This window comes from Serratia sp. H1w, from assembly GCF_000633355.1.
Taxonomy (GTDB): Bacteria; Pseudomonadota; Gammaproteobacteria; order Enterobacterales; family Enterobacteriaceae; genus Chania.
This window is the reverse complement of the sequence record NZ_AYMQ01000161.1, coordinates 1-24,007: the sequence shown is the minus strand read 5'-3', so window position 1 is coordinate 24,007 and position 24,007 is coordinate 1. Positions and strand designations below refer to the sequence as shown.

Below are 24,007 nucleotides of genomic sequence, written 5' to 3'. Positions count from 1 at the left end.
AGTATTAGTTGACCACTACATGCTCAACAGGTCATCCAGTATGTGCGGGATACCTACCATGACGAATTGGAGTTCTTGTGGCAACGCTCCCCCAATAGCGCCATTCTCAGACGGCAAGACACTCAAAAATGGTATGCCGCTATGCTGGTGCTGGCCAAGAGCAAGCTGGGGTTGGCCGACGAGGGCGTTATCGACATTATCAATTTGCGGATCTCACCGGAAGAAATGGATTCGATCATCGATCACCAAACATTTTTCCCCGGCTATCATATGAATAAAAAACACTGGTATACAATCTGCCTTGACGGTTCCTTGCCAGTGGCGGAAATCTACCAGCGTATTGACGCCAGTTATCAATTGGCCAGAAAGTAACTATTGCTTCAATACTGGCATGGAGGCTGCCGCTTCCCTCGCTATTGCTAACGCGGTTAATGTCTTCTTAAAGCGGATTTCAATAAACCGCCAAATACGTTCACCAGCAAACCGACAATCACCACCAATGCGCCGATCATTTGTTGCGGTGACAGTCTTTCCCCCAATAACCATGCGGCGCTGAGGATCCCAATCACCGGCACCAGTAACGTCAATGGCGCAACGCGCCAGGTTTCATAACGACTCAACAGACTGCCCCAGATGCCATAGCCCATAATGCTGGCCACAAATGCCAGATAAATCAGTGCCAGAATGGTAGAGCCTTGAATATGCATCAAGTTGTCAATCAACTGCGTTTGCCCCTCGAACAGCCATGAGCAAATGAAGAACAACACCACCGGCACCGGCGTACTCCATACCACCAGCGACATAATCGAAACCTGGTTATCGCGCATGATCACCTTGTTGCTGATATTACCCAGCCCCCAAGATAACGCAGCGGCCAACGTTAACATCATGGTGGTCAGCGTGATGCCCGCCGTCGTTTGCCCAGCCATGCCTGCGCTGGCCAACATAACTATGCCGATAGAGGCAATCATCATGCCGGCAATATGATTCCACTTTAGCTTTTCGGCCAGGAATAGCGCGCCGAGCAACAGGGTAAAGAAAGCCTGAGCCTGCAACACCAGCGATGCCAGCCCTGCGGGCATACCAAGCTTGATCGCCGTAAACAGGAAAGCGAACTGGCCAAAACTGATGGAGAGACCGTACGCCAGCATCCAGCGGAACGGGATCTTGGGAGGTTTGATAAACAGTATGGCCGGGAACATCACCAGCGCAAAACGCAGGCCCGCGAGTAGAAACGGCGGCATGCCGTACAATCCAACTTTTATCACCACAAAGTTCAGCCCCCAGGCCACCACGACGAAAAGCGCCAACAGCATATCTTTCACTGACATTATGCATTCCTTGTTATTTGCCGAAGCGAGAGGGTTACGGCCATCAAATTCAAGACGATTTATTGTTTATAGTCGAAATGTTAGTATTACCGGGCGGCATAAAATGCTGCTGCACGACCTCTGAGTATTATCGCGGCTGCTGAACCCCGATAACACCGCTGAGGCATGAATATGACTGACATACGCGGCCGGGCCTGGCGCCTGGTAAACAACAAAATTAACAAACACCGTGAAATGGGCGACTTTCAACCCAAATTCACCAAAGAGAAAAAGTGGAAAATGCTCTATACCCGCTCGCATAAAGTAACCCGGGCGAAGCAACTAGGCATTGAATACCCACAAGTTTCCCGCGCCGTATCCCGGCGTAACGCGCTTGATGAGATAGAATAATCATGAATGTGCTGTTTGTCTGTAGCCGTAACCAATGGCGCAGCCCTACCGCAGAACGTATCTGGCAACGGACTCCCGGCCTGACCACCAGGTCGGCCGGGACCAGCCGTCATGCCAAAAAAACGGTAACGCCGGAGTTATTGCACTGGGCGGATATGATTTTTGTCATGGAGCAAAAACATAAGAACCGGCTGGTTGCCGAGTATCAGCGCCTGTTGCAGCACAAGCCCCTGCACGTTCTCGATATCCCTGACGATTATCAATATATGGATCCTGAGCTGATCGCTCTGCTTGAGCAATCTGTCGAGCCATTCTTGACGCGCTAACGCCACATTTTGATTAGCTAAAAACCCCTTCACAAGCCAACGCCAGCGACAGTAATAAATCCTCTTGTGGCTGCGCGCATAATATCTCCAGCCCAACGGGCAATCCCGTAGCACTTACGCCACAGGGTAAAGTCAGCGCAGGCCAACCACTGATGGCAGAAAGCTCAGGGGCACAGCCCGGCGGCATTTTTTCCAGGCTGTCCGGTTGGCGACATACGGTAGGGTAAATGACGCCATGCATTCGCTGAGTATGAACAAGTTGGTAGAGAGTCTCGCGGAGTTTACGTTGGAAGCGGCGAGCGTTGCGCCACTGCGCTGTTTTCAGCGTTGTGTGCGACAGTAACTGCGCAATAAACGGTGATAACTCGGGCAAAAACCGACCAGATTGATACAATTCGCTCAAGCTAGCCGGGGCCGACGGGTGCCTTGCCAACCACATATTGATGGCCACATGAAACTCATAAAGGCTCAGACATGGCGCACTGGCCACCTCAGCCATGATGGGCAATGTCACATCAATTAACTCCACGCCACTGTTACGCAGTTTGTTTAGCGCTGCATGCCAAACCCGCAATTGCTGTGGGTCATCCCCTTCCAGTTCAGTCAATACTCCCAGGCGCATACTTTTCAGAGACGCTGGCCGTAACGGACGCAGCGGTTTTCCTGCCATGATTGCATTAAGCAGGGCTGCATCCTGCACGCTTTTCACCATCGGCCCCACACAGTCTTTGCTGGGAGAGAGAGGTGCAACACCTTGCAATAGCTCATGCCGATGATGAGGACGCAACCCAACCAAACCGGTATAGCTACAGGGGATACGTATTGAGCCGCCGGTGTCGGTGCCGATGGCGGCCACGGCCATATCTGCCACAACCGCTGCCGCACAACCCCCGCTTGACCCTCCTGCGGTGACACCAGGCATCAGAGGATTATGCACATCCCCAGCAAGAGAGCTGCGCGAGCGAACATCAAAAGCGAACTCCGACAAATTGGCCTTCGCGATAATAATGGCTCCGGCCCCTCGTAAACGCCGAACCACCAAGGCATCACGCTGTGCCTTGGCGTTTTCCAACGCTATACACCCCAATGTGGTAGGCAGAGGTGAGATATCAATATTGTCTTTGATAACGATCGGAATGCCCTGCAATGGGGCTATTGGCTGGCCCTGTTGCCTGGCTCGGTGCCAATATTCCGCCTCGGCGGTAGCCAACGGATTGAGCTGCGAGATGGCGTTTAGCGCCTTGTGAGCGCTGATGGTTTGCAGCCGAAGAAGAACTTCTTCCCGGCAATCCAGCGGAGGGATAAGTAAAGCAGGTTTCATGGAAAACCCCTGACAAATAGGATGAAGGGTTTTGGTTCGGCGATCGGCCCCTCACCCTAACCCTCTCCCAAAGGGCGAGGGGACCGAATGTGCTACCATTAATTCCCGAATCTGGCCTTGGCACAGGCGCAGCATGCAGCGCCCCTACGCAGTGCCACATAACCTGCCGACGACGCTGAACTAGCTCCCTCTCCCTTTGGGAGAGGGTTGGGGTGAGGAGGGCTAGTCACGTTCGCCGCGGGTAATCGCGTCAATAGCTTCCGGGTGCAAACGGATCTCTGCGGCCCGGCGGTGAGCCTGCATCCCTTCGGTTCTGCTCTGACGAATGGCCGGTTGAGCTATCGCCGGGATACCTTGCTCATCGATCCACTGATGGGTACAGGTTTTCACATAAGCCCCCACCCACAACCCGCCGGTATAGCGCGCGGCGGCCATAGTCGGCAACGTATGGTTGGTGCCACAACACTTGTCCGAGAACACCACGCTGGCATTCTGGCCGATAAATACCGAGCCATAGTTGCGGATTTTACTGGCCGTCCCATGCGGGTCACGCGTATGCACCTGCAAATGTTCGGTCGCCATATGATCCGCATACGCGATCAGCTGTGCTTCATCCTCACAGACGGCTATTTCGCCCTGCAAACGCCAGGCTTCACCCGCAGTGATTGCCGTAGGGAGATTACCGAGTTGGCGCTCTATTTCAGCCAGGGTTTGCTGCGCGATCTCCAGGCTGGTGGTCGCCAACCCCACGCGGGTACGCACATCATGTTCAGCCTGAGCGAGCAAATCCGCAGCCAGAATGCGTGGATCGGCACTGTCATCGGCAATAATGAAAATCTCGCTTGGGCCAGCCAAGGCATCGATACCCACCTTGCCAAATACCTGACGTTTCGCCTCGTTAACGAACGCGTTGCCCGGCCCGACAATTTTATCGACCACCGGTATGCTCTCGGTTCCCCAAGCCATTGCGGCAATTGCCTGAGCACCACCGACTTTGAAAATACGGTGCGCCCCCGCCAGATGGCAGATGGCGATCATTGCCGGATGAGCCCCCGGCGGCAGGCAGGCGACGATCTCATCACACCCGGCCACCTTCGCAGGAACAATCGACATCACCGGCGCAGATAAAATCGGGTAGCGGCCACCGGGGACATAACAGCCCACGGTCTGGATCGGGATAATGCGATGGCCAAGATGCACGCCCGGCAACACCTCGACCTCCAACGGCTTAATGGTAGCCAGTTGCGCCTCGGCGAAACGCTTGACCTGGTTGATGGCAAACTCACTATCCAGTCGAGTCTGGGGATCCAGTTCCGCCAGCGCCTGCTCGATTTCTTGCGTGGTAACTTCAAAGCTGGCGGGGATCACCCGGTCAAATTTCTGTGAGTATTCACGTAAGGCCGCATCACCGCGCTGGCGAACCTGGCTGATAATCTCGCTGACGGTTTCCCCCAGTGAACGGTCGGCTACCACATCCTGCCCTTGAGGGCGCTTCAGATACTGCATGCTGGCAAAGCTATTGCTGCTCATCGGTTACTTCTCCATTTGGCCAAGCTTGATTTGTGCCAACAATGCCAGGTGGTCATACACCACCCATTCGTCGACGATTTTGCCGTTGATAATGTGGTAGTGAGACATGCCCATCACGAACAGGCGCTCTCCGGTCGGTTTACCCAGCTCCCCATAGCCCAGGTGATGCCCTTCCATAATCCAACGCACGGCCACTTTGGTGCCACCTTCTTCGCAAGGGTTGGAGCAGATATGCTGCGGCATCCAGGCTCCGTCCGGGATCATGCCGATTAGCGCCAGCGTCTGATGGATAACCGCGGCCTGGCCATACAGCTCTTTCATCAGCGGGCCATGCCATTGCACGTTGGTCGCATAGACGTCTTTGATTTTGCCAAGCATTCTGCGGTTATAGATTTCATGCAGCCAGCGCAGGCATTGCTCTTCAATGTCGGTATGGGCGATGGAGGTATCGCATTCGGTTTCTGGTGGATACTGCCCCAGCAGACGGCGGTTTTCACCGATGTCGGTCACCCGGAAACCTTTATCAAACTGCTCTTTTGCCATGTCGTGGGCCACGGCATGCGTATCCAGGCCGATTTGCTTCATCAACGCCATGTTGTCACTCACCACCCACTCCCGGTAAATCTTGTTTTCGTGGATCATGCAGTCGGCGACGGTACGGGTAACGAAGGTACGATTGGTCGGCTTACCCAGATGGCTGAATTGCGTATGGCGGCCGCTACCGGTGACCAGGTGCGAAGTATAAAAACCATCAACGTCATTGCCATTCCAGATAACCTGCGTCGCCATGCCACGCCGCTCTGGGAAGGCTACCAACCGTTGCAGCGTATCCTGCACCACCTGTTCACGGTTATACATGGTTCCCAAGGCATTATATAAAATGCAGTTGTGCGTATAGTGGGTGTAAATTAATCCCACATCACGTTCGTCCCATATTTTATGCGTACAGCGAACGATGTAATCAACGATATCGGTATAGCAATCATCGAAGCCGCGTAATGATTGCACTCGCGGACGTTTCTCCGGCACTAAATCAATAAAGTCACGGCGTTCAACTTGTAATACCGGTTCATCACGCGCGGCCTTCGAAGTGACTTTTTCAGGTGCTACTGGCGCTTTATTAGTGGTTTCAGTGGAAGACATGCTATCTCCTGTATTTTCTTTTAAGTGCACGTAGAATACGCCGCACGCCTGAGACTCACTCCCGCGGGCATGAATTAAGAGTGAAGACTCTTTCGTTGATAATGCTTTGACCTTATTCAGGGCAACAGTCAGCCATGATAAATACCAGGGTATTTATCGTTTAACTGGCTGATTATTGTCCGGGGTACAGACCCCAATTAATTAAATATCTGTGACCATATAGCGAGTTCATCGATGCCTAAATACTCGCGCATAATGAGTCCATCCCGTAACTCAAGCTGGCTGATGCCCGAAATCGACACGGGTCGCCGTGTGGGAATACCAAATTTGCCATAACCGTCGTGCCAGGTAAGTAATGACCAGCGCAGCGACAGACGAACCGGCTCATTGGCATCCCTACGGACGATAAGGTGATGCAGCTGCGTTTCACTGTCGGCAAAGGAAGCACGATAGCCAGAAAGGAAGCTGCCAATATCCTGCTCGCCGGTGCAAAGCACATGGCCAGGGCCGTTCAGCGTGGCGGCTGGATGATACAAGCCGGGCACGACACCGCTGTTGCCACCCGCCCACATAGATAAATAACGTTCGACCAATCCAGCCAGCGGACCTTCGACATCATCACCATCCGGCCCCCCGGCCCAACGAGCATCCAGTTCTTCTGCCGTGGTTTGCTCGAGGCCCAGTTCACGGCGCGTTGCCGCCAGTTGGCTGGCAAATTCACGCACATCCAGCCCGATTTGCGAGACGATGGCGGCCCGATCCTGCAACAGCCATTCCTGGCGTACTGCACCTTCGGCACAAATACGATCGGCCCAAGTCCGCACCCACAAAGTTTTTCCACTCGGCTTGCCGAAGAATCCCTCCCCCTGATGGCGGATACAGGCCACCGCCCGCTGCGCCGCGTAATACTCACCTTCATTATTTTGGCTACACAAAATATCCTCGGTCAGCACGGAACGCTGAGGGAAACTGTGCATAGCCTCAAGCGTCAGCCGCATAAACTGCGAAAGATCTGTCAGGCGCTTCTCGGGGGTATGGAACACCACCGGCGTGGCGTAAAAATCGGCCAGTTGCCCAATGTCTTTCTGCTCCCACACCACGTGGGTCAGAGTCAGAATAAATTGCTGAATAGAATCAAACTGCGGGCTAAAGCCGGGTAAGCGAGTCATTCAACCTCCTGGGGCTGGAACAGGGATAATCCCTCTTTTTCTATAATGCCGAGGCTTGGGCGTCTGGCTGAATGCCGCACGATCAGCGCACCGGCGACAATCACCTGCTCGGGTTCGATATTGCCACTGTCAATTTGCTTCATCAGCAGCGCGACCGTTGCCGCCACCATGGCATCAACCGGCTGCGATGCGGAGGTCAAGGCGTAGGACGGCCAGCCCGAAGGCCCGGTATCGTCGTAACCCACCACCGAAACGTCTTCTGGGATGCGTAGCCCAAATTCATAGCGTGCTACATCCATCACGGTCAGCGCCATATGGTCATTGGCTGCAAATATGGCGTCCGGTGGCTGCGGACTGGAAAACAGTTCGCGTGCGGCTTTGGCCGTTTGCTCTGCATCGTAGTTGCCGTACACCACCCGGATATCCTTCACCCCTCTGGCTTGCAGGGCTGCCACGTAACCCTGCTGCCGCGCAAGGTTCACCGAGGACTCCGCAATCCCGGCCACATAGGCAAAATGACGGTGCTTCCCTGCCAATAAAAATTCGGCAATTTGCCGAGCGGCCTTGGCGTTGTCGGTATTGACGCTCGAAGCGGTGCCATTTTCTGCATTGCGGTTAAACAGCACCACCGGGATCCCCGCAGCCAGGCACTCCTCAGACAGCTCAATCGATAGCGACACCGAGGCCAGCACAATGCCATCCACCCGGTATTGCATGATCTGATCGAAGATCCTGTCGACGTTCCCGTCCTTGTCGCCCACAAACAGCAACAGGTGATAGTTCAGCTCATCCAGTTTCTGCGCCAACGCTTCCAGCACCTGCGGATAGAACTGGTTATCAAAATAAGACATCACTACGCCAACAATCCGGGAGCGTGCGGTGTTCAGCGAACGGGCGATCGCGTTCGGGCGATAACCCAGCTCACGCGCCGCCTGCAACACTTTCTCACGAGTCGCGGGCGAAATGCTGGCCCCCGGCGTGAAAGTGCGCGATACCGCCGATTGCGATACGCCGGCAACCTGCGCGACCTGTTGCGATGTCACGGGTCCAAACGTCTTACGTTTCATTGCTGTCTCTTCCTTTTTAACATTCCCGCCATGAATTCTGGCCCGGTGCTCATGGTGTCTTCCAGTGTAACGGACCGCTCGTGGAACGCCACGTCAAGGGCACTTCACTGCCTGCAGGAATGTGTTTTTTTTATACATACCGCATTTTTGCATGCGTATGCAAGCAGTGTTGTGGTATTTTTTAATTTTTCATTAACACCATTTACAAACTTGAAATCTTTTCGTAACTTCACTCTTTGAATACGTATGCAAACACACCGAAGGCCGTCAATTTTACCGGGGACACCGCGTCAAACTGATTGGACAAAACCCGTTAATGCCGTACTTGATTGGTTATAAGCCACTAATAATAAAGAGGTTCACCACCATGTTTCGTGCACTTTTCAGTCGTCCTGAGCTCCGTTTGTTTTTTTCTATCAGCGTGCTGTTTTTTATCTGTATCCACAGCATCGATGCCTTTCTCGCTCCGATGATGATTAACCAGGGTATGGAGCCGCAGATTGTGGGTATGATCATGGGGGCCAGCGGTCTGGCAACCTTATGTATCCGCTTCCCGCTGGGCATCATTTCCGACGTGGTCAAAAGCCGCAAAATATTCATTCAAGGGGCATTGTTGCTACCGATTATCGCCTGGCCGATCGCCTATATTGAGCCCAGCGCGCTAACGCTGTATCTGGCAAAGGCTGCTGACGGTTTTACCGCCGCCACCTGGGTGCTCTATAACATCCTGTTTATTCGTTATTTCGATCGCAAAGATGCTCCGGCCGCAGTGGCACTGCTGGCGTTGGCAGGCCCGCTTGGGGTGTTTTTGGGGAACTGCATTGGCGGCATTCTGATCCACTACTTCACGCCAAGTATTGGTTATTTCGTTTCCTGCGTTTCGGCCATTCTGGCATTGTTCTTGACGACCCGAATCAAAGATATACACGATCCAGCAAAAGCGCCGACCCTGAAAGCCTGCATCACCAGTGCACGCCGCCAGCTGGTTGATCCTTCGGTCTGGTTGATTGGCGTACTCGCCACCATTGTGGTGCTGGTGCCGTTTGCCACGCGCGATACCTTGACGCCAATCTACGCCCAGCAGCTCGGGGCGAAGGCCGGCATCCTTACCCTGTTGAGCAACATTCATCTACTGAGTTACGCCCTGGCCGTAGCACTATGCAGTTCGGTGTTCTACAAACGGCTGGGGTTGGTTAAAACCGCGTTCATCGGCATCATGCTGCAGGTGCTTTCCAGCGTCGGTATTCCCTTTACCAGCAATATCAACCTGATCTACCTCTTGCAGGCGCTGGCCGGTTTCTCCTTCGGCATGGCATTCGCCGTCTTTATGTCACTGAGCGTGGTTAACACGGTGGAAGAAGAACAGTCTACGCGTATGGGATTGTTTCAGACGATCTACTCCTGCGGCATGTTTGCCGGGCCGGTGGTGATGGGCGTCATGCTGCAGCATATCAATCTGTCATCGGGTTACTTGCTGATCGGTGCCCTGTCGTTTGTGGCCGCCCTGTTAACGCCTTTAGCGGCGCGCAGCGTTTATCAACGCCAATCGAAGCTGGCAAAGAATAAAGGAGAGACGTCACCGCTGACAGCGCTACAGGATTAATTCATCAGCAGTAAACCAGCTATTTAAATTAGTCACCTCGCACCTGATGCCGTTTTCGGCCGGGTATTGCCTGCGCAGAATAAAGGAAAAGTGTTATGGCTCATTATTTAAAAACCGGTAAGTCGCTGTCCGAGCGCCAGCAAAATAATAAACAAGTCAGTATCACGGTGGAAAATATCCTCGCCGATATTGAATCAAGTGGCGATCGGGCGATCCGTGAACTCTCCATCAAATTTGATAATTACGATCGCAGTGATTATCGATTGTCGCAACATGAAATCAATGCCTGTCTCAAGCAATTAACCCGCCAGGATATCAAAGATATTGAGTTTGCTCAGGAGCAGGTATTCAACTTTGCCAGCCAACAGAAAAAATGCCTGTTGGATCTGGAAGTAGAAACGCGCCCCGGCATTATTCTCGGCCATAAAAACGTCCCGATTAATGCGGTAGGGTGTTACGTGCCGGGTGGGAAATATCCACTGCTCGCCTCGGCGCATATGTCTATCATTACCGCTAAAGTGGCGGGATGCTCGCGCATTGTCAGCTGTGCGCCGCCTTTTCATGGTCAACCGGCCCCGGCCATTGTTGCAGCCCAGGCGATGGCCGGAGCTGATGAGATTTATGCCTTGGGCGGCATCCAGGCGATTGGGGCCATGGCTCTGGGCACCGGCTCCATCCATCCGGTTGATATGCTGGTTGGCCCCGGTAATGCCTTTGTGGCGGAAGCCAAGCGTCAGCTGTTTGGCCGCGTCGGGATCGATCTGTTCGCCGGCCCCACCGAGACGCTGGTGATCGCCGACGAGACGGTAGATGCGGAAATCTGCGCCACCGATCTGCTCGGCCAGGCAGAGCACGGCGTGACCACACCTGCCATTTTGCTGACCAATTCCATGGCGCTCGCCAAGGCGACCCTACAAGAGGTCGAGCGGCTGCTCACGCAGCTGCCAACCGCAGAGATAGCTCGTCAGGCCTGGCATGACTACGGTGAAGTGATCGTCTGCGACAGCTACGAAGAGATGTTGCAGGAGGCCGACCGCATCGCCTCCGAGCATGTCCAGGTGATGACTTCCCGTGACGACTGGTTCCTGAGCAATATGACCAACTACGGCGCGCTGTTCCTCGGGCCAAGAACCAACGTGGCCTATGGCGACAAAGTGATCGGCACCAACCATACCCTGCCAACGCAGAAAGCGGCACGTTATACCGGCGGGTTGTGGGTAGGTAAATTCATGAAAACCTGTACCTGGCAGAAAGTGCTCAGCGACGAAGCCTCCTCTGAGATCGGCGGCTATTGTTCACGCCTGTCGTTGTTGGAAGGTTTCTCCGGCCATGCGGAGCAGGCAAACATTCGCGTGCGGCGCTACGGCCAGCGCGACGTGCCCTACGCCAGCCCGGTGGCGGTTACGGATAACGACAGGGCCTGAAGATGATGACGGTTCCCCATACACCCAGCTTTAGAGTCGACAACCAGCGAGTGCTGGTAACCGGCGGCTCACGCGGCATTGGCTTTGCGGCGGCCGTGGCCCTTGCTGCTGCCGGAGCAGAAGTCTGGATTGCCGCTCGCGACAAACAACAGTTGCAACTGGCCGTCACGCTCGCTGCCGCACAAAACATCCGTCTGCATCCCGTCGTTCTGGATATTACGGATAATCATGCGGTGGGAATTGTGCTGGCTGAATTGCCAAGCTTCAGCATTTTAGTCAACAGCGCGGGCCTGGCACGCCACCAGCCTTTTACCGAGGTCAGCGAAGAGAATTACGATGCGGTGATGGCGCTTAACCTGCGTGCCACCTTCTTTATCAGCCAGCATGTCGCTCGCTCGATGCTGGCAAAGGGGACCGGTGGCTCCATCATCCACATCTCGTCACAGATGGGCCACGTTGGCGGCCCTGATCGCAGCGTCTACTGCGCCTCAAAATTTGCGTTGGAGGGGCTAACCAAAACCATGGCGCTGGAGTTGGGAGCCGCGGGGATCAGAGTCAACACCCTCTGCCCCACCTTTATAGCAACCGAGCTTTCACGGGCATCGCTAGCCGATCCTGCGTTCAAACGCTACGTGTTGGAAAACATCAAGCTGCAACGGCTGGGAACCCTAGAGGACATCATGGGGCCGGTGGTGTTCCTAGCCTCGCCAGCCGCAGCGTTGATCACCGGATCGTCGCTCATGGTGGATGGAGGCTGGACTGCCACATGAAAGGATCAAACCTGCTGGATAATACGGCGCTGCCACTGGTGCTACTCGGTGGCACGCTGTGCAATGCGCGGCTCTGGCAACCCGCGATCGGCCACCTGAATGTCAGCACGGTCATCTGCGTAACGTTGACGGGGGCGGATTCCGCCGAGGCACAGTCGCAACGGTTATTGGCCATGCTGCCTGCGCGTTTTTGCTTGGTGGGATTTTCATTGGGCGCGATTGTCGCCTTGCAAATGCTGGCCGATGCTCCCCAGAGGCTGGCAGGGCTAGCGCTCATTTCGGCCAACCCTTTCACCGCGCCGCCTGAGTCTGCAGTTCCCCGGCGTGATGCGGTAGCAAACGCCACGCGGCAAGGATTGGCTACCTGGTTAACCGCGACGCTCTGGCCGCACTATGTGGCTGCCGAGCATCTCGACAACGCCAACTTGCATGACACTGTCGTGCAAATGGCACAGGAATGCGGCCTCGCAACGTTTGCCCAACAAACAGAGACCGCCATTACACGCCACGACCATCGGGCTGCCCTGGCCAACTTTTCGCGCCCGGTGCTGATCCTCAACGGTGCTCAGGACGTGATTTGTACTGCACAACATCATCAGGCCATTGCCACTGCCGCACCGGCGGCCCACTGGCACACCCAGCCCAATAGCGGGCACTTTCTTCCCCTTGAAGCGCCGGAGTTTACCGCCGCTGCCCTTCGTCACTGGATCATGGAGCTTTTATGAGAATGAACCGCCTCAAAGAGGCATTTCGTCAGCAACTCCCCGTAGTCAACGGTTGGCTGGCTATCCCGTCGGGTTACAGCGCGGAAATTGCCGGACATCAGGGATACGACGCCGTCACTGTCGATATGCAACACGGCATGATCGACTTTTCCAATGCGTTATCCATGCTGCAAGCCCTCTCCTCCACGCCTGCCGTCCCAATCGCCAGGGTGGCCTGCAACGATCCGGCGCAGATCATGCGGCTACTGGATGCGGGAGCCTGGGGCATCATCTGCCCGATGATCTCCAGTGCCGAGCAGGCACGGCAGTTTGTCTCCGCGTGCCGCTATCCCCCATTAGGCACGCGTTCATTTGGCCCTGCACGGGCACTGTTGTATGGCGGCAAGGATTACCCACAGCACGCCAATAGCGAGATTCTGACGCTGGCGATGATTGAAACCCGTGAGGGGTTGACCAACCTTGACGCCATTCTGGATACCGAAGGGCTGGACGGTGTGTTTATCGGGCCGAACGACCTCTCGTTGACGTTAACCGGCAGTGCCAGCGCGGAATCTCAGCACCCTGACATGCTGGCGGCTATCGAATTGGTGCTGGCCCGCAGCCGCGCGCACGGCAAAGTGGCCGGTATTTTCTGTACCTCCGGTGACGCCGCCGCTGCTCGTCTGGCACAAGGATTCCAGTTGGTGACGCCCGCCAATGATGTCATGCAGCTTGGCCGTGCCGCCCGTGAAGCCATTGCCGCCACCCATAGCACACCCGCGCCCACCAGCGGTGCATCCGGTTATTAATAGGAGTCATCAACATGAAAACAGTAACGTTGAGCCAGCAAGAAGCCGAACGCCGCCTGGTACGCCCGCAAGACATGGTGTCGTGCAGCGTGGCCTTTATCGACTGCAAACTGCCGGGATCCCACCTCAAACAAAACTACTCCTTTATTGGGCCGGGCGTGACGCAGTCCGCCTCGCAGGTGGTGAATATCCCCGAAGCTCACGGCTTTAACATCGGCGCGGCGGCCATGCCAAAAGGTGTGACCAATAACCTGCATTTGCACTTCACCGCCGAGGTGTTCCTGATCCACGAAGGCACCTGGCGTTTTCGCTGGGGAGCCAATGGCGAGCATCAGGCCGAGTTCAGCGCGCCGGCCATTTTGTCGATCCCCACCTGGATCTTCCGTGGCTTTACCAACGTCAGCCCCGAAGATACCTGCGGCATGGTGTACACGGTGTTGGGGGGTGATAGCACCGGCGGGATCATCTGGCATCCTTCCATTCTGGACGCGGCTAAAGAGTACGGGCTGTACCTGAGCCGGGACAATATGCTGATTGATGTCAACGCAGGAGATCCGCAGCCCACTGCCGCCGATCTGCTACCGCCATTAGACGAAGACAGCATCCGGGATTTACGTGATTACTCCATCGAAGAGATGGCGCGACGTGCCGTGACTGGTGAACAGCGCCAATGGTCATCAGATGCGTTACTGGATGCCGTTCTGCCAGGGCACGGTGGTGAAATGGCACCGGTGATTGGCTTTGGTATCTCGCAGGATCGCTACGCCACGCCGCCGATTGTTAACCCTCATGGCTTCTCGGTGGAATGGCTACGTTTAGCCAGTTCGCGCAAAGTGGGGCGTCATCTTTGTGAAAGCGTGCAGGTACTGATGGTATTTAAGGGGACGCTGGAAGTGACTTATAACCAGCAGGGAGAGGAAGTGACCATTGTGGCCCCCGAGCGCTCAGTGATTTCGGTTCCAGCCGGTTGCTGGCGCAGCTATCGGGCGTTGGACGGAGATATGGAGGCCACGCTGACCACTCAGGGGGATCAACGCAAACGCCTTTACTGGGATGAAACTATCCTTGAGGAGGCACGTAAGCTTAACCGCTGCCTGGATCCCGATGGCTATGTGACTAAAGCCAATATTCTGCCTTCAACCGCTCGCCGGGCTGGGGCGAGAATAGAGCGTCTTCCCGACACAGCACTCTAAGCGATTAAGGACTTGCTCCCTTGGCATGGTGTTTATCAGTTAGTATTGTTGTATATTGACCATGCGTTGAGTGGAGCAAGCCTTGGTTAACGACCTTCCGGGTGTCGTAACAGGTTTTTGATTATATGGATGTAAGAAGATGAGCACCGAACAGACAATATTTTTTGCCCGTCCATCATCAAAGGGTGAGGATGTCCACGCCGTAAAATTAAAAATGCCCACGAAGACGCTTTATCTATTGTTGGCGCCCGTTTTTTTACTTATTATTGTTGCCTCATTGGCTTTACCCACCCTATTTATGATAGCAGGTGACACCTTTCTGCTTGGCGTGTTGTTTTTATTAATTCTGCTCCCGCTAGATTATTTCTTATATAAGAGATGCAGAGATAACTTAAAATTAAAACAAGGTGAAGTGTATTTTAACGTCACCACCGAAGGCATTTTTTATACGCGGTATAACGATCTATCTGGTGGTGTCAGTCACTATCAAGTGTTATGGGCAGAACTTATCGGCTCACCAGAGAATGGTGCCAAAACGGCGATTGGCTTTGTCAATAATGGCTATAAAAACAACACTAAAAACCTGGTTATCTACACCGTAAATCAAACCGGTGATACGAAACAAAACCTCATTCCGCTGCATGAAATCAAAAAATTCAAACAGCACTGGGACATCACGCGAGCAATCCTTATGCAGGTAGCCTCGCTGCAGCGCCCTGAACTGAAGATTTTTGAAGAGGTTTACTATTGCTTCAATATCAACCCCGAAACGTTTACATTCCAGAAGAAAAGCCTGCGCAGAAGGTTAGCGAATTTTGTTGGCGTCACAACGGCACTCATCCTTATCTGCTGGACGATCTACGGTGCATCAATAGGATTTACCACGATTGAAATGAGTGGTTTCTGGTTTGCAATGGCCATGGTGGCTTTGATGCTGGTTATACTATTAATCATAGCTGGTGCCGTGGTGATATTTAGTCGTATCCCATTCTTTAGGAATAGCTTTCCAACATATACTTTGGTTGCGTATAAATAGCAGCATTGCTCCCTCTAACCCGCCAACACACAGGCGTGGCCATTTATAGCAAGTTCAACCGGCATCCCCACCAGCCAGTTTTGCTGACTGGTCGTTTTAACCTGCAACGGCGCAAGCCAACCGGGTGATGAGAGAGTCAGAGTTGATAGGTAACCGGTAAAATCCACGTCGGTGATAGTGACAGCCTGATGCTGTTCAGCTCCAGCATGAAGCGGGGTAATAACCACCTGTTCCGGACGTAGCATGATTCGTTTTCCACCTGCGACCTGTTGGTTCTCCACCGGAATATCACCCAAAATACAGTGAGCAATGCCACTATCGACCTGTGCGGAAAAAATCAGCGCATCGCCGAGAAACAGGGCGGTTTCCTCATCAACCGGCTGCGAATAGACTTCCATCGGCGAACCCACCTGTGCAAAACGTCCGTTACGGATCATCGCAATCTGGCTGGCAAAAGAGAGCGCTTCATGTTGATCGTGCGTCACCAGAATTGAGGCAACCCCGGCTTGCGCCAACAGTTCAGCTGTAGCTTTGCGCGTAGCGGCACGCAGGCCGGTATCCAGCGCAGAGAACGGTTCATCCAGCAACATCAACACCGGCTCTTGTGCCAACGCACGAGCCAACGCCACCCGCTGCTGCTGGCCACCAGAGATTTCATGCGGCCAATGGGATTGCAGGCGGATATCGAGCGAGACCAATTCCATCAGTTCCGCCACACGCCTACGATTTGCGGCTTTTGAACCATTCAGACCGTAAGCGATATTCTCCCCCACCTTCATATGGGGGAAAAGCGCCCCTTCCTGCGGGACGAAGCCAATACCGCGCTGGTGAGCGGGAATAAAGGTATTTGAGTCAAACAGCACATTTCCTTGTAGCGTGATCCGCCCGGTATCTGGGGTTTCAAAGCCGGCAAGAATGCGCAACAACGTCGTTTTTCCCGAACCTGACGGCCCAACAATCACCGTTCTGCTGGCTGGTGCCACCGATAGGTTGAGATCCTCCAGCACGGATGTCTGGCCAAACTTCTTGGAAATATTCGACAACTCAATCATCTTACAGGCCTGCCAGTTTTTGTGACTGTACGTGGAGAATGCCGGTCAGCGGCAGCGAAATGAGGATCATCAGCAGTGCATAAGGGGCAGCGGCGACATAGTCAATTTCGCTGGTCAATGCCCAGAAACCGGTAGAGAGCGTTCGCGTGCCCAGCGGGGAAAGCAACAGCGTAGCGGTTAACTCATTGGTAATGCCGAGAAAAACCAATGCTGCCCCGGCAGCGGCCCCTGGTGCAGCAAGCCTCATCGTGATACTCCAGATTGCGCGGGCTTGTGTTTTACCCAGGCTACGGGCGACATTTTCCAGCTCCACCGGGGCCTGAGCAATCCCGGCACGCAGGTTGATCAATGCCCGGGGGGTAAACATCAACAAATAAGCGAGAAACAGCGTAATTTCCGTCTGGTAGATTGGCCGCAGATAATGAATGGTCACCGTCACCAGCGCCAGGGCAACGACGATGCCGGGGAGTGAGCTGGTGAAGTAATTGCAACCCTCAAGCATGCGAAACAGCGGGCGTGGATAACGCACCGACAACCATGAAATGGGGATCCCGGCCAGCATGATTAATAACGCGCCGCTTGAAGCCAGCACCAGAGTCTGTTGTAGAGAAAGCCACAGATCGGCATGGTTCCAGTTCTCTACCCCCCCCAACCATAACCAACGGCACAGTACCGCCAAAGGCACCACTAACGCCAGAACAACTACCAAGAGTGAAAACAGCGTTCCTGCAAGATGAAGTGATGGGCCAAGTTGCCAGCGTTTTTGCTCGCGTGATGCTCCAGCCCCCACCCGGGCGTAGCGAGCTTTTCCTCGCGTAGCTCCTTCAATCGCCAGGATCACCAGGCAGCACAGCGCCAGCACCCCGGCCAGCATGTTGGCCGCCGGGCCGCTGAACGTAGACTGAAACTGGTCATAAATGGCGGTCGTAAAGGTATCAAAGCGGATCATGGCATACAGCCCGTATTCCGACAGTAAATGCAGTGAAACCAGCAGCGCCCCTCCCCAGATTGGCAATTTAAGCTGAGGCATGACGATACGCCAGAAAACGGCCAACGGCGGTGTCCCCAACGACGCGGCGACGTCTTCTAAAGTGGGGTCAAGGCGGCGTAACACGGCGGCAACAGGAAGATAAATAAAAGGGTAATAGGCGAGCGTCGAAAGAAAGATCCCCGCAGGTAAGCCGTGCAACGACGGCACCACACTGACCCACGCATAGCTTTGCACAAAGGCAGGGATCGCCAGAGGGGCAACGGCCAGCATGGACCATATACGCCTGCCGGCAAACGAGGTTCTTTCTGTCAACCAGGCGAGCAGAGTGCCCACCAGCACACACAGTGGAACGGTAAACGTCACCAGCAACAGCGTGTTGCCGAGCAGCTCAGCAACACGAGGCCGAAAAATGAGTGTCTTGACGGTTTCCCAACCGGTGTCAAAGCCAACAACAATAACAAAGGCGGGAGGTATCAGCGCCAACAGTGAGAAAACCACCGCTATCGCCACCATGACCAACGCAGGACGATGCGGCGATACAACCTGCCTGACGTGGGTACTCTCTGTAATATTGACCGCTGACATTAAACACTCACCACACTATTAATCAATCAGAGCAGGTTGGCCTGGGTCATCAAATCAATGACTTTTTTGCTATTGAGCGATGAGGCTTCAACTTTTGGTGCATCCAGCTCTTTCAGAGGAACCAGTTTCGGATTGGAGGCCGCATTAACGCCTACTGCGTATTCGAACGCATCGTTAGTCCGCAGGATCTCCTGGCCAGACTTGCCGGTTACCCATTTCATGAATGCCTGAGCATCTTGCTGGTGCTTGCTGGAGGCCAATACACCACCACCAGAAATGCTGACAAATGCGCCTGGGTCTTGATGCTTGAAGTAGTGGAGCTGGGTATTTTTGCTGTTTTCACCCGTTTTGGCCTGATCGACAAACCGGTAGTAATGATAAATAACCCCACCGTCGATCTGACCCGCGTTCACCGCTTTCATCACGGTGCTATTGCCTTTATAAGCGACGAAGTTGGTTTTCATCGCTTTTAACCAATCCAGGGTCGCCTGCTCACCTTTCAACGCCAGCATCGCACTGACAATGGCCTGGAAATCAGCCCCTGACGGAGAAGCGGCCCAACGCCCTTTCCACTCGGGTTTTGCCAGATCCATCAGCGACTGCGGCAGTTGCGCTTCGGTCAGTTTTGCCGGGTTATAGACAAACACGGTGCTGCGCGCCGCAATGCCAATCCAGCGACCATGCTCAGGGCGATAGGCTGGAGCCACCTGCTCAAGCGTTGCCGCGTCCAACGGTGCAAACAATTTTGCGTTATCCACCAGGACCATCGCCGGGGAGTTTTCCGTCAGGAAAACGTCCGCAGGTGATGCACTGCCTTCCTGCACCAGTTGATTGCCCAGCTCGCTGTCGCCGCCATTGCGCAGAGTCACCTTGATACCGGTTTCTTTGGTGAAGCCATCAACCCAGGATTTAACCAGGTTTTCATGCTGGGCATTATAAACCACAATCCCTTCATTGTTATTTGCGGCACTCGCTAAAGGTGCCAGCAGAATAGATGAAGTGATCATCGCGATTGAACACAGAGATACGCCAAGTTTCATTGGTTAATCCTTGATAGAAATGGGTCAATAACACCAGGATGGATAACGAGGCGGATTAAAGCATAAAAAAACGCTAATGCTAATGAAAGTGATTATCATTTTATAACAAAAGTAGTAAATGCGGCGGATTACCTCTTTACTAAAAGAAAAATCCTGATCGGGGAACGAGGGTTGCATGAAGATTAAAATAACCTTAATACGCCCGCTTTTTTGCAGTTTTTTTGAGGGAAAGATAACCCGCCATTCACACAACAAACATAACAAATTGATTAATAACACATTTACCCTAATTCCCCATACATTAATGATGCAGCAGGCTATTGAGCTGAAGAGCGGTTCAAGTGTAGAGCTAAAAGGGATAAAGTAAACGTTCGGTCTGCCCGTAGCACGAGCCGATGGGTTTAAGGGATATCGACTTATTAAGGGATTGTCACTATGCGCTTCTTTTTGTTTTGCTTTTCTCTCCTTTCGTTTGCAGCCTACCCGCAGTCCAAGCCAGCCATTGAGGATCCCAGCGCCTTTTTAGCACGGATCTATGACACCTTCAGCCATGATGATCTTTCCTCCGCATTCATTGGTGAACACGGTCCAAAGCGGATTGCCTCAAAGGCATTCATCGCGGTATTGGACGAAGATCAGGCACTGACCTTACCGGGCGATATGGGCTATCTTGACGCCAATCCGATCTGTCAGTGTCAGGATTATGAGAATCTGGTGGTGACCAAGATAACTATTCTCTCTAACTATAATAATAAAGCCCATGCCGCAGTCACCTTTCGCGCCTTTAGCGATAGCAGCAGCACGGCGACTACCACGTTTGATTTAGTGGCTGAGAATGGACAGTGGTTTATTGACGATCTTTTTGATGACGACCAGAACAGCGTTCGTAATGCGATTGACGAAAATAATAAATCCCTGCGTGCCAAAGGGGAAACTAATTGAGCCCCACTCTGCATGATGTCATCGATTTTGTACGTAAATTTACCGGCGAGTACCGTGCACCTATTGATGGAAACACCTGGCTTGAGGCCGATCTGGGCATTTCCGGCGATGATGGCGTGGATTTTTTAGTGGAGGTGGCGCAAGCATTCGGCGTGGTTTTGCATACGGAAGAAGAGGGATATCGGCTTACTTTTAATCTGCAAGAGAACGAGTACATTTTTACGTCTGAAGGTGTAGATCTGTTGGGTGTGAGTAGATTGATTAACTGGCTACGGGGTATACCTCGCCCCGTTATTCGCGATCTTAGCGTGGGTCATCTCTACAGAGTGCTGATTGAGGCTCATCAAAAACAGATGGCTAAACAGGAAACAAATAAAAATCAATTGCTCTATAGTCAGTAAGGTAACCGGCAATTACAAAAAGGGTAATGATTGGTGGTTTAGATAAATTTGGAAAAACTTGAGAGAAAGCAGGAACTTTTTGGAGCGGTGAAGGGAGTAGAACACCATCAGTTCAACTCAGTAAATACGGCACTCTTCGAGTTTATAAAAATGAAACTACACACATTCCTATACACATTTGTTCTCGCTTGCCGCGATTACGTATGATTTTTACCCATGTAGGGGCGGCGCTGGTGGATGCCCGTCATCCGTTAGTGGCGATACCCTACCAGCCAGAAAAAGCACTTCTCATTCGACAAGCTCACGTAAGCTTTGCGCTAATTGTATCGGAGTAAGTTCACCAGTAGCGGCCTGGACGGTCAATTCTTCAAGCGTGTTACCCTCATCGCGGATTAACACACCGTTACGCCTTAGAAAGACCATGGTGGTAAAGAATGCCGTTCGCTTGTTACCATCATTGAAGATGTGCCCACGCGCGATAGCAACCCAATAGGCAGCAGCCAAGTCAAACACATCATTCACACCTTCATAGTGAGCGAGATTGTGAACCCGGTGAATAATGGCCTCAGCCCTGCCCGCATCTGGCATACCTGCCACACCGGGGTAAAGCTGTAAAATTCGGTCATGGAATATGACTATCTCACTGGCACTAACCCACTTCATCTATCAGTCAAGGCCTCAACGGTGCGTCCGTGGCGCTGCATAATACTATCAAACTCAGCATCAAGTTTCGCATTTTGGTATGCCTCAAACTCGGCTTTGCTGATCACTATGGCGGCAGAACCATCACGACGAGTGATTTCTACTGGCTCCCCGCTGGTGGCTGCGTCAAGCACTGCGGAAATATTGGCGCGGGCCTGTGTAGATGTGTAAACAATCATAGTTCCTCCCACTCAGTAAAATGTACACTTGAAATGTACATCTTAAATGTACTCAACGCAATCAGATACCGTACACATTTGTGCTATGAGAAGGACCCTCTTGGCATGTTTGCTGATAATGTAATAGCGAGCGCATGAGTTAGTTAAGTACCTGTAGTCGCTCGTTAATGCGTATCAAGTCATAATCTCGTTTTTCAATATCCTGCATGAGGAAACTATGCAACTCTACCTGTTCCGGATTACCCGGCCTTCTGGCTTGTAACAGGAGTTCATTGTACCCAGGCAGACCGCCCGAGTTTTCAGTGGGTGTTGTGCCTTTCCCGCGCAAACACATTATCGATTGCTGGTTAGTATCTTGAGTCTGCTTTTCCAGCAACACAATACAATCCCACCAATCGCCAAAATCATAGGTATAAATCAGTTTTTCTCCTTCACTCTGGAGGGAGGCCCACAGCGGTGTGATTGTCGCATCCTTCATACCTTCGCTTTCAAGGTCTTCTCCCCATGAGTGGAAATCACTACCGGGGTCACCCCTACGCCCCTTCTCAAACATATACAGATGCTCGTCATTCCAACCAAATGCTAGTTGGATCACTTGGTGAAGCTTACTCAACGGGATTTGTTCAGGAACAACAACACGACGCCATATAGGAGGCTTACTGTCGCGAAGGGTAATCTTTAGCTGGTACATATGAAACCTGAATACTGGACGAATTAGGCAGTCACAATACCGGCGCAGACGATCACCTGTAAAGTAGCCTTTCTGGTGGATACCAAAGTGGATGCCCCACGTATGGATACCAGGGACGCGATTCAAAACAGCCTTTTTGGTGTGAACCTGAGTGCGAACCTCTCTTCTGCGAACCAAGGTTACCGCTCGGAAATGGCCTTTTCGGTGGCAACCGACTTGGCAACCTCTCGTTTGGCAGCCAATATCACCCCTTAGAGTGCACCCGCTTTTGTTGGCTGGTATAAGCGTTCCCAACCTCTTTAGCCGCCTGTTCTATAAGCTGCGCCCCCATGCCGTAATTCTTCGCACTTTCAGCCTGCGCAACCATACGATCAAGTGACCGTAACCGGCAGGCCTTGTGAGCTATTGGAATATCAGCGATTTCGTTTTGGAGTCGTTCGCGGGTGAAGTGGAAAAGCTCAATCCACTTTTGGCCCAGCTTCTTACCATTGGCTTTATTGGGGTCGTGTGATTCCACCTGCTGGCGCGTTATGTTCAGGTTGAATTCTGCCTGTACAGCCTTGACCACTTGAGTCGGCGTATCAAAACAGGCCAGCGCCTGAACAATGAAAGCCTTAACCTCTGTTGGTAATGTCGCCATTTATTGTGATTCCGTCATACTCTGTCAAAAGTTTAAGCTGATTTTAGCACGCGCTCTATGCTTGGCTCGCACTCTGAAACCCTCTTTCCGCTGGAAACCTCTTGTTTGGAAACTGTCTCACATAGCACCTACTCAAGCGATTGTAACTATCGGTAGCTGGTAACCAGAAGTGGTAACCATTTTGGTAACTTTGGATGTGCTGAATCATTTTTGAAGCATGTAAAGTAGGTAGGAAACCCCGCACTTGGAAACCACAGCACCACTCAGCCAACTATTTGGCTCAGCTCGCAACCATGAGGTAAACCTTAGTGCGATCTTAGTGTGACCTTACCGTAATCTTACCGTTATGTGCGTTTTCGCTGCGTACCGGCCTGCGTACTTTTGAGTGCGTACCGACATAGCCATAAAACCACTTCGTGACGAAGGTCACATATTTTAGGTCATGCGCTCCCCGCTAAGCCCCGTTTCACAGTTTGAAAGCGTTTTTAAGCCCCATATTTTTTATATATATAAGCAAAAGTATGTTGGTTCAGTCGGTTCAGTTGGTTCAATTTGTAAAGATGGCTGTTTTATATGGCTTTGTTTTCAAAAAGTGAACCAACACAAGGCCATTTTGAACCAACAAACGGGTTTTTCGTGTTGGTTCAGTGCAAATCCCGCTTTTTGGCAACCAATGTCACAGATCTCTTCAGAAAATCAGATTACTGAGGCCGATCACTGTCTACATCTCTGGATAGTTAATCGCAAATATGGAGATATATCTATGAAAGCAGCAATTGGGAAACAACAACTCCTGACAATGGTGCCTTTGAGCTGGTCAACGATCGAGGCGCTGGAGAAAGCAGGCGAATTCCCTGAACGTTTTCGCATTACCCCACAACGCGTAGCCTGGAACCAAGACCAGATTGAGCAGTGGCTTGATGAACGGCAGGCTAAATTTTCTGGTGTTATAGTGGCACACTGATACT

Annotated in this window: 26 protein-coding genes; 13 read left to right on the top strand and 13 right to left on the bottom strand. The window is 52.7% G+C overall.

Features of this window, described 5'->3' with window-relative positions; genetic code table 11:
• Window positions 1-42: 42 nt before the first annotated feature.
• Window positions 43-372, top strand: a complete 330-nt coding sequence (locus U869_RS0127920) for an MmcQ/YjbR family DNA-binding protein (RefSeq protein ID WP_071998311.1) — start codon at window positions 43-45, stop codon at window positions 370-372.
• Between the two features lie 56 nt (window positions 373-428).
• Here the strand turns inward: U869_RS0127920 and U869_RS0127915 are convergent, their stop codons facing one another.
• Window positions 429-1,331 carry an EamA family transporter gene (locus U869_RS0127915; protein WP_025123584.1) on the bottom strand — a complete coding sequence of 301 codons (903 nt, stop codon included), beginning with the start codon at window positions 1,329-1,331 and terminating at the stop codon, window positions 429-431.
• Between the two features lie 171 nt (window positions 1,332-1,502).
• Here U869_RS0127915 and U869_RS0127910 point away from each other — a divergent pair, with 171 nt between their 5' ends.
• Window positions 1,503-1,721: a hypothetical protein gene (locus U869_RS0127910; RefSeq protein WP_025123583.1), complete on the top strand. Its 219-nt coding sequence runs from the start codon at window positions 1,503-1,505 to the stop codon at window positions 1,719-1,721.
• Between the two features lie 2 nt (window positions 1,722-1,723).
• Complete coding sequence (locus U869_RS0127905; protein ID WP_025123582.1) at window positions 1,724-2,047, top strand: low molecular weight protein tyrosine phosphatase family protein; 324 nt, start codon at window positions 1,724-1,726, stop codon at window positions 2,045-2,047.
• A gap of 13 nt (window positions 2,048-2,060) precedes the next feature.
• Here U869_RS0127905 and U869_RS0127900 read toward each other — a convergent pair whose 3' ends face one another.
• The 5 genes from U869_RS0127900 to U869_RS0127880 all read right to left on the bottom strand — a co-directional run bounded on the left by U869_RS0127900 (window position 2,061) and on the right by U869_RS0127880 (window position 8,277).
• Window positions 2,061-3,368 carry an amidase family protein gene (locus U869_RS0127900; protein WP_025123581.1) on the bottom strand — a complete coding sequence of 436 codons (1,308 nt, stop codon included), beginning with the start codon at window positions 3,366-3,368 and terminating at the stop codon, window positions 2,061-2,063.
• Window positions 3,369-3,590: 222 nt separating this feature from the next.
• Entirely contained in the window at window positions 3,591-4,898 is a 1,308-nt protein-coding gene (gene hisD, locus U869_RS0127895; RefSeq protein WP_025123580.1) for a histidinol dehydrogenase, read from the bottom strand.
• A gap of 3 nt (window positions 4,899-4,901) precedes the next feature.
• On the bottom strand, window positions 4,902-6,041 hold the full coding sequence (locus tag U869_RS0127890; RefSeq protein WP_025123579.1) for an ester cyclase: 1,140 nt from the start codon (window positions 6,039-6,041) through the stop codon (window positions 4,902-4,904).
• Window positions 6,042-6,238: 197 nt separating this feature from the next.
• Window positions 6,239-7,210 (bottom strand): nuclear transport factor 2 family protein, encoded by a 972-nt coding sequence (locus U869_RS0127885; protein WP_025123578.1) that lies wholly within the window; start codon window positions 7,208-7,210, stop codon window positions 6,239-6,241.
• Window positions 7,207-8,277 (bottom strand): LacI family DNA-binding transcriptional regulator, encoded by a 1,071-nt coding sequence (locus tag U869_RS0127880; RefSeq protein WP_025123577.1) that lies wholly within the window; start codon window positions 8,275-8,277, stop codon window positions 7,207-7,209. Before U869_RS0127880 ends, U869_RS0127885 begins: the two co-directional genes overlap by 4 nt.
• Window positions 8,278-8,680: 403 nt before the next feature.
• Here U869_RS0127880 and U869_RS0127875 point away from each other — a divergent pair, with 403 nt between their 5' ends.
• The 7 genes from U869_RS0127875 to U869_RS0127845 all read left to right on the top strand — a co-directional run bounded on the left by U869_RS0127875 (window position 8,681) and on the right by U869_RS0127845 (window position 15,816).
• On the top strand, window positions 8,681-9,880 hold the full coding sequence (locus tag U869_RS0127875; protein ID WP_232785414.1) for an MFS transporter: 1,200 nt from the start codon (window positions 8,681-8,683) through the stop codon (window positions 9,878-9,880).
• Between the two features lie 95 nt (window positions 9,881-9,975).
• Window positions 9,976-11,304, top strand: a complete 1,329-nt coding sequence (gene hisD, locus U869_RS0127870) for a histidinol dehydrogenase (protein WP_025123575.1) — start codon at window positions 9,976-9,978, stop codon at window positions 11,302-11,304.
• 2 nt (window positions 11,305-11,306) lie between these two features.
• A complete protein-coding gene (locus U869_RS0127865; protein ID WP_232785413.1) occupies window positions 11,307-12,074 on the top strand; it encodes an SDR family NAD(P)-dependent oxidoreductase in 768 nt (255 codons plus the stop codon).
• Entirely contained in the window at window positions 12,071-12,799 is a 729-nt protein-coding gene (locus U869_RS0127860) for an alpha/beta fold hydrolase (RefSeq protein ID WP_025123573.1), read from the top strand. The genes U869_RS0127865 and U869_RS0127860 overlap by 4 nt, the downstream gene beginning before the upstream one ends.
• A complete protein-coding gene (locus U869_RS0127855; RefSeq protein ID WP_025123572.1) occupies window positions 12,796-13,587 on the top strand; it encodes an HpcH/HpaI aldolase/citrate lyase family protein in 792 nt (263 codons plus the stop codon). Before U869_RS0127860 ends, U869_RS0127855 begins: the two co-directional genes overlap by 4 nt.
• Before the next feature lie 14 nt (window positions 13,588-13,601).
• Window positions 13,602-14,780 (top strand): cupin, encoded by a 1,179-nt coding sequence (locus tag U869_RS0127850; RefSeq protein ID WP_025123571.1) that lies wholly within the window; start codon window positions 13,602-13,604, stop codon window positions 14,778-14,780.
• Between the two features lie 139 nt (window positions 14,781-14,919).
• Window positions 14,920-15,816 carry a hypothetical protein gene (locus U869_RS0127845; protein ID WP_025123570.1) on the top strand — a complete coding sequence of 299 codons (897 nt, stop codon included), beginning with the start codon at window positions 14,920-14,922 and terminating at the stop codon, window positions 15,814-15,816.
• Window positions 15,817-15,830: 14 nt separating this feature from the next.
• Here U869_RS0127845 and U869_RS0127840 read toward each other — a convergent pair whose 3' ends face one another.
• The 3 genes from U869_RS0127840 to U869_RS0127830 are packed head-to-tail and all read right to left on the bottom strand — an operon-like array spanning window position 15,831 to window position 19,484.
• Window positions 15,831-16,868 (bottom strand): ABC transporter ATP-binding protein, encoded by a 1,038-nt coding sequence (locus U869_RS0127840; RefSeq protein WP_025123569.1) that lies wholly within the window; start codon window positions 16,866-16,868, stop codon window positions 15,831-15,833.
• 1 nt (window position 16,869) lies between these two features.
• Window positions 16,870-18,444 carry an iron ABC transporter permease gene (locus tag U869_RS0127835; protein ID WP_025123568.1) on the bottom strand — a complete coding sequence of 525 codons (1,575 nt, stop codon included), beginning with the start codon at window positions 18,442-18,444 and terminating at the stop codon, window positions 16,870-16,872.
• Between the two features lie 26 nt (window positions 18,445-18,470).
• Window positions 18,471-19,484 carry an iron ABC transporter substrate-binding protein gene (locus tag U869_RS0127830; RefSeq protein WP_025123567.1) on the bottom strand — a complete coding sequence of 338 codons (1,014 nt, stop codon included), beginning with the start codon at window positions 19,482-19,484 and terminating at the stop codon, window positions 18,471-18,473.
• A gap of 435 nt (window positions 19,485-19,919) precedes the next feature.
• Between U869_RS0127830 and U869_RS0127825 the strand changes: the two genes are divergently transcribed.
• On the top strand, window positions 19,920-20,426 hold the full coding sequence (locus tag U869_RS0127825) for a DUF3828 domain-containing protein (RefSeq protein WP_025123565.1): 507 nt from the start codon (window positions 19,920-19,922) through the stop codon (window positions 20,424-20,426).
• Window positions 20,423-20,827, top strand: a complete 405-nt coding sequence (locus U869_RS0127820; protein ID WP_025123564.1) for a hypothetical protein — start codon at window positions 20,423-20,425, stop codon at window positions 20,825-20,827. Before U869_RS0127825 ends, U869_RS0127820 begins: the two co-directional genes overlap by 4 nt.
• Window positions 20,828-21,115: 288 nt before the next feature.
• On the opposite strand, the gene U869_RS0127815 is transcribed toward U869_RS0127820, so the two are convergent.
• From U869_RS0127815 to U869_RS29845, 4 genes are all read right to left on the bottom strand, one after another.
• A complete protein-coding gene (locus U869_RS0127815; protein ID WP_025123563.1) occupies window positions 21,116-21,490 on the bottom strand; it encodes a type II toxin-antitoxin system death-on-curing family toxin in 375 nt (124 codons plus the stop codon).
• Window positions 21,487-21,708, bottom strand: coding sequence for a type II toxin-antitoxin system Phd/YefM family antitoxin (locus U869_RS0127810; protein WP_025123562.1), 222 nt, complete (start codon window positions 21,706-21,708; stop codon window positions 21,487-21,489). The genes U869_RS0127815 and U869_RS0127810 overlap by 4 nt, the downstream gene beginning before the upstream one ends.
• 139 nt (window positions 21,709-21,847) lie before the next feature.
• Window positions 21,848-22,399 carry a plasmid pRiA4b ORF-3 family protein gene (locus tag U869_RS0127805; RefSeq protein WP_025123561.1) on the bottom strand — a complete coding sequence of 184 codons (552 nt, stop codon included), beginning with the start codon at window positions 22,397-22,399 and terminating at the stop codon, window positions 21,848-21,850.
• Between the two features lie 244 nt (window positions 22,400-22,643).
• Window positions 22,644-23,039, bottom strand: coding sequence for a DUF2280 domain-containing protein (locus U869_RS29845; protein ID WP_081795981.1), 396 nt, complete (start codon window positions 23,037-23,039; stop codon window positions 22,644-22,646).
• A gap of 763 nt (window positions 23,040-23,802) precedes the next feature.
• On the opposite strand from U869_RS29845, the gene U869_RS0127795 reads away from it, so the two are divergent.
• Entirely contained in the window at window positions 23,803-24,003 is a 201-nt protein-coding gene (locus U869_RS0127795; RefSeq protein ID WP_025123560.1) for an AlpA family transcriptional regulator, read from the top strand.
• Window positions 24,004-24,007 lie beyond the last annotated feature (4 nt).

What these genes read in the sequence shown, in the direction of transcription:
- U869_RS0127915 (WP_025123584.1), bottom strand. Translation starts at nt 1,331, where the DNA reads ATGTCAGTGAAAGATATGCTGTTGGCGCTTTTCGTCGTGGTGGCCTGG.
- U869_RS0127910 (WP_025123583.1), top strand. Translation starts at nt 1,503, where the DNA reads ATGACTGACATACGCGGCCGGGCCTGGCGCCTGGTAAACAACAAAATT.
- U869_RS0127905 (WP_025123582.1), top strand. Translation starts at nt 1,724, where the DNA reads ATGAATGTGCTGTTTGTCTGTAGCCGTAACCAATGGCGCAGCCCTACC.
- U869_RS0127900 (WP_025123581.1), bottom strand. Translation starts at nt 3,368, where the DNA reads ATGAAACCTGCTTTACTTATCCCTCCGCTGGATTGCCGGGAAGAAGTT.
- hisD (WP_025123580.1), bottom strand. Translation starts at nt 4,898, where the DNA reads ATGAGCAGCAATAGCTTTGCCAGCATGCAGTATCTGAAGCGCCCTCAA.
- U869_RS0127890 (WP_025123579.1), bottom strand. Translation starts at nt 6,041, where the DNA reads ATGTCTTCCACTGAAACCACTAATAAAGCGCCAGTAGCACCTGAAAAA.
- U869_RS0127885 (WP_025123578.1), bottom strand. Translation starts at nt 7,210, where the DNA reads ATGACTCGCTTACCCGGCTTTAGCCCGCAGTTTGATTCTATTCAGCAA.
- U869_RS0127880 (WP_025123577.1), bottom strand. Translation starts at nt 8,277, where the DNA reads ATGAAACGTAAGACGTTTGGACCCGTGACATCGCAACAGGTCGCGCAG.
- hisD (WP_025123575.1), top strand. Translation starts at nt 9,976, where the DNA reads ATGGCTCATTATTTAAAAACCGGTAAGTCGCTGTCCGAGCGCCAGCAA.
- U869_RS0127865 (WP_232785413.1), top strand. Translation starts at nt 11,307, where the DNA reads ATGATGACGGTTCCCCATACACCCAGCTTTAGAGTCGACAACCAGCGA.
- U869_RS0127860 (WP_025123573.1), top strand. Translation starts at nt 12,071, where the DNA reads ATGAAAGGATCAAACCTGCTGGATAATACGGCGCTGCCACTGGTGCTA.
- U869_RS0127855 (WP_025123572.1), top strand. Translation starts at nt 12,796, where the DNA reads ATGAGAATGAACCGCCTCAAAGAGGCATTTCGTCAGCAACTCCCCGTA.
- U869_RS0127850 (WP_025123571.1), top strand. Translation starts at nt 13,602, where the DNA reads ATGAAAACAGTAACGTTGAGCCAGCAAGAAGCCGAACGCCGCCTGGTA.
- U869_RS0127845 (WP_025123570.1), top strand. Translation starts at nt 14,920, where the DNA reads ATGAGCACCGAACAGACAATATTTTTTGCCCGTCCATCATCAAAGGGT.
- U869_RS0127840 (WP_025123569.1), bottom strand. Translation starts at nt 16,868, where the DNA reads ATGATTGAGTTGTCGAATATTTCCAAGAAGTTTGGCCAGACATCCGTG.
- U869_RS0127835 (WP_025123568.1), bottom strand. Translation starts at nt 18,444, where the DNA reads ATGTCAGCGGTCAATATTACAGAGAGTACCCACGTCAGGCAGGTTGTA.
- U869_RS0127830 (WP_025123567.1), bottom strand. Translation starts at nt 19,484, where the DNA reads ATGAAACTTGGCGTATCTCTGTGTTCAATCGCGATGATCACTTCATCT.
- U869_RS0127825 (WP_025123565.1), top strand. Translation starts at nt 19,920, where the DNA reads ATGCGCTTCTTTTTGTTTTGCTTTTCTCTCCTTTCGTTTGCAGCCTAC.
- U869_RS0127815 (WP_025123563.1), bottom strand. Translation starts at nt 21,490, where the DNA reads ATGAAGTGGGTTAGTGCCAGTGAGATAGTCATATTCCATGACCGAATT.
- U869_RS0127810 (WP_025123562.1), bottom strand. Translation starts at nt 21,708, where the DNA reads ATGATTGTTTACACATCTACACAGGCCCGCGCCAATATTTCCGCAGTG.
- U869_RS0127805 (WP_025123561.1), bottom strand. Translation starts at nt 22,399, where the DNA reads ATGTACCAGCTAAAGATTACCCTTCGCGACAGTAAGCCTCCTATATGG.
- U869_RS29845 (WP_081795981.1), bottom strand. Translation starts at nt 23,039, where the DNA reads ATGGCGACATTACCAACAGAGGTTAAGGCTTTCATTGTTCAGGCGCTG.
- U869_RS0127795 (WP_025123560.1), top strand. Translation starts at nt 23,803, where the DNA reads ATGAAAGCAGCAATTGGGAAACAACAACTCCTGACAATGGTGCCTTTG.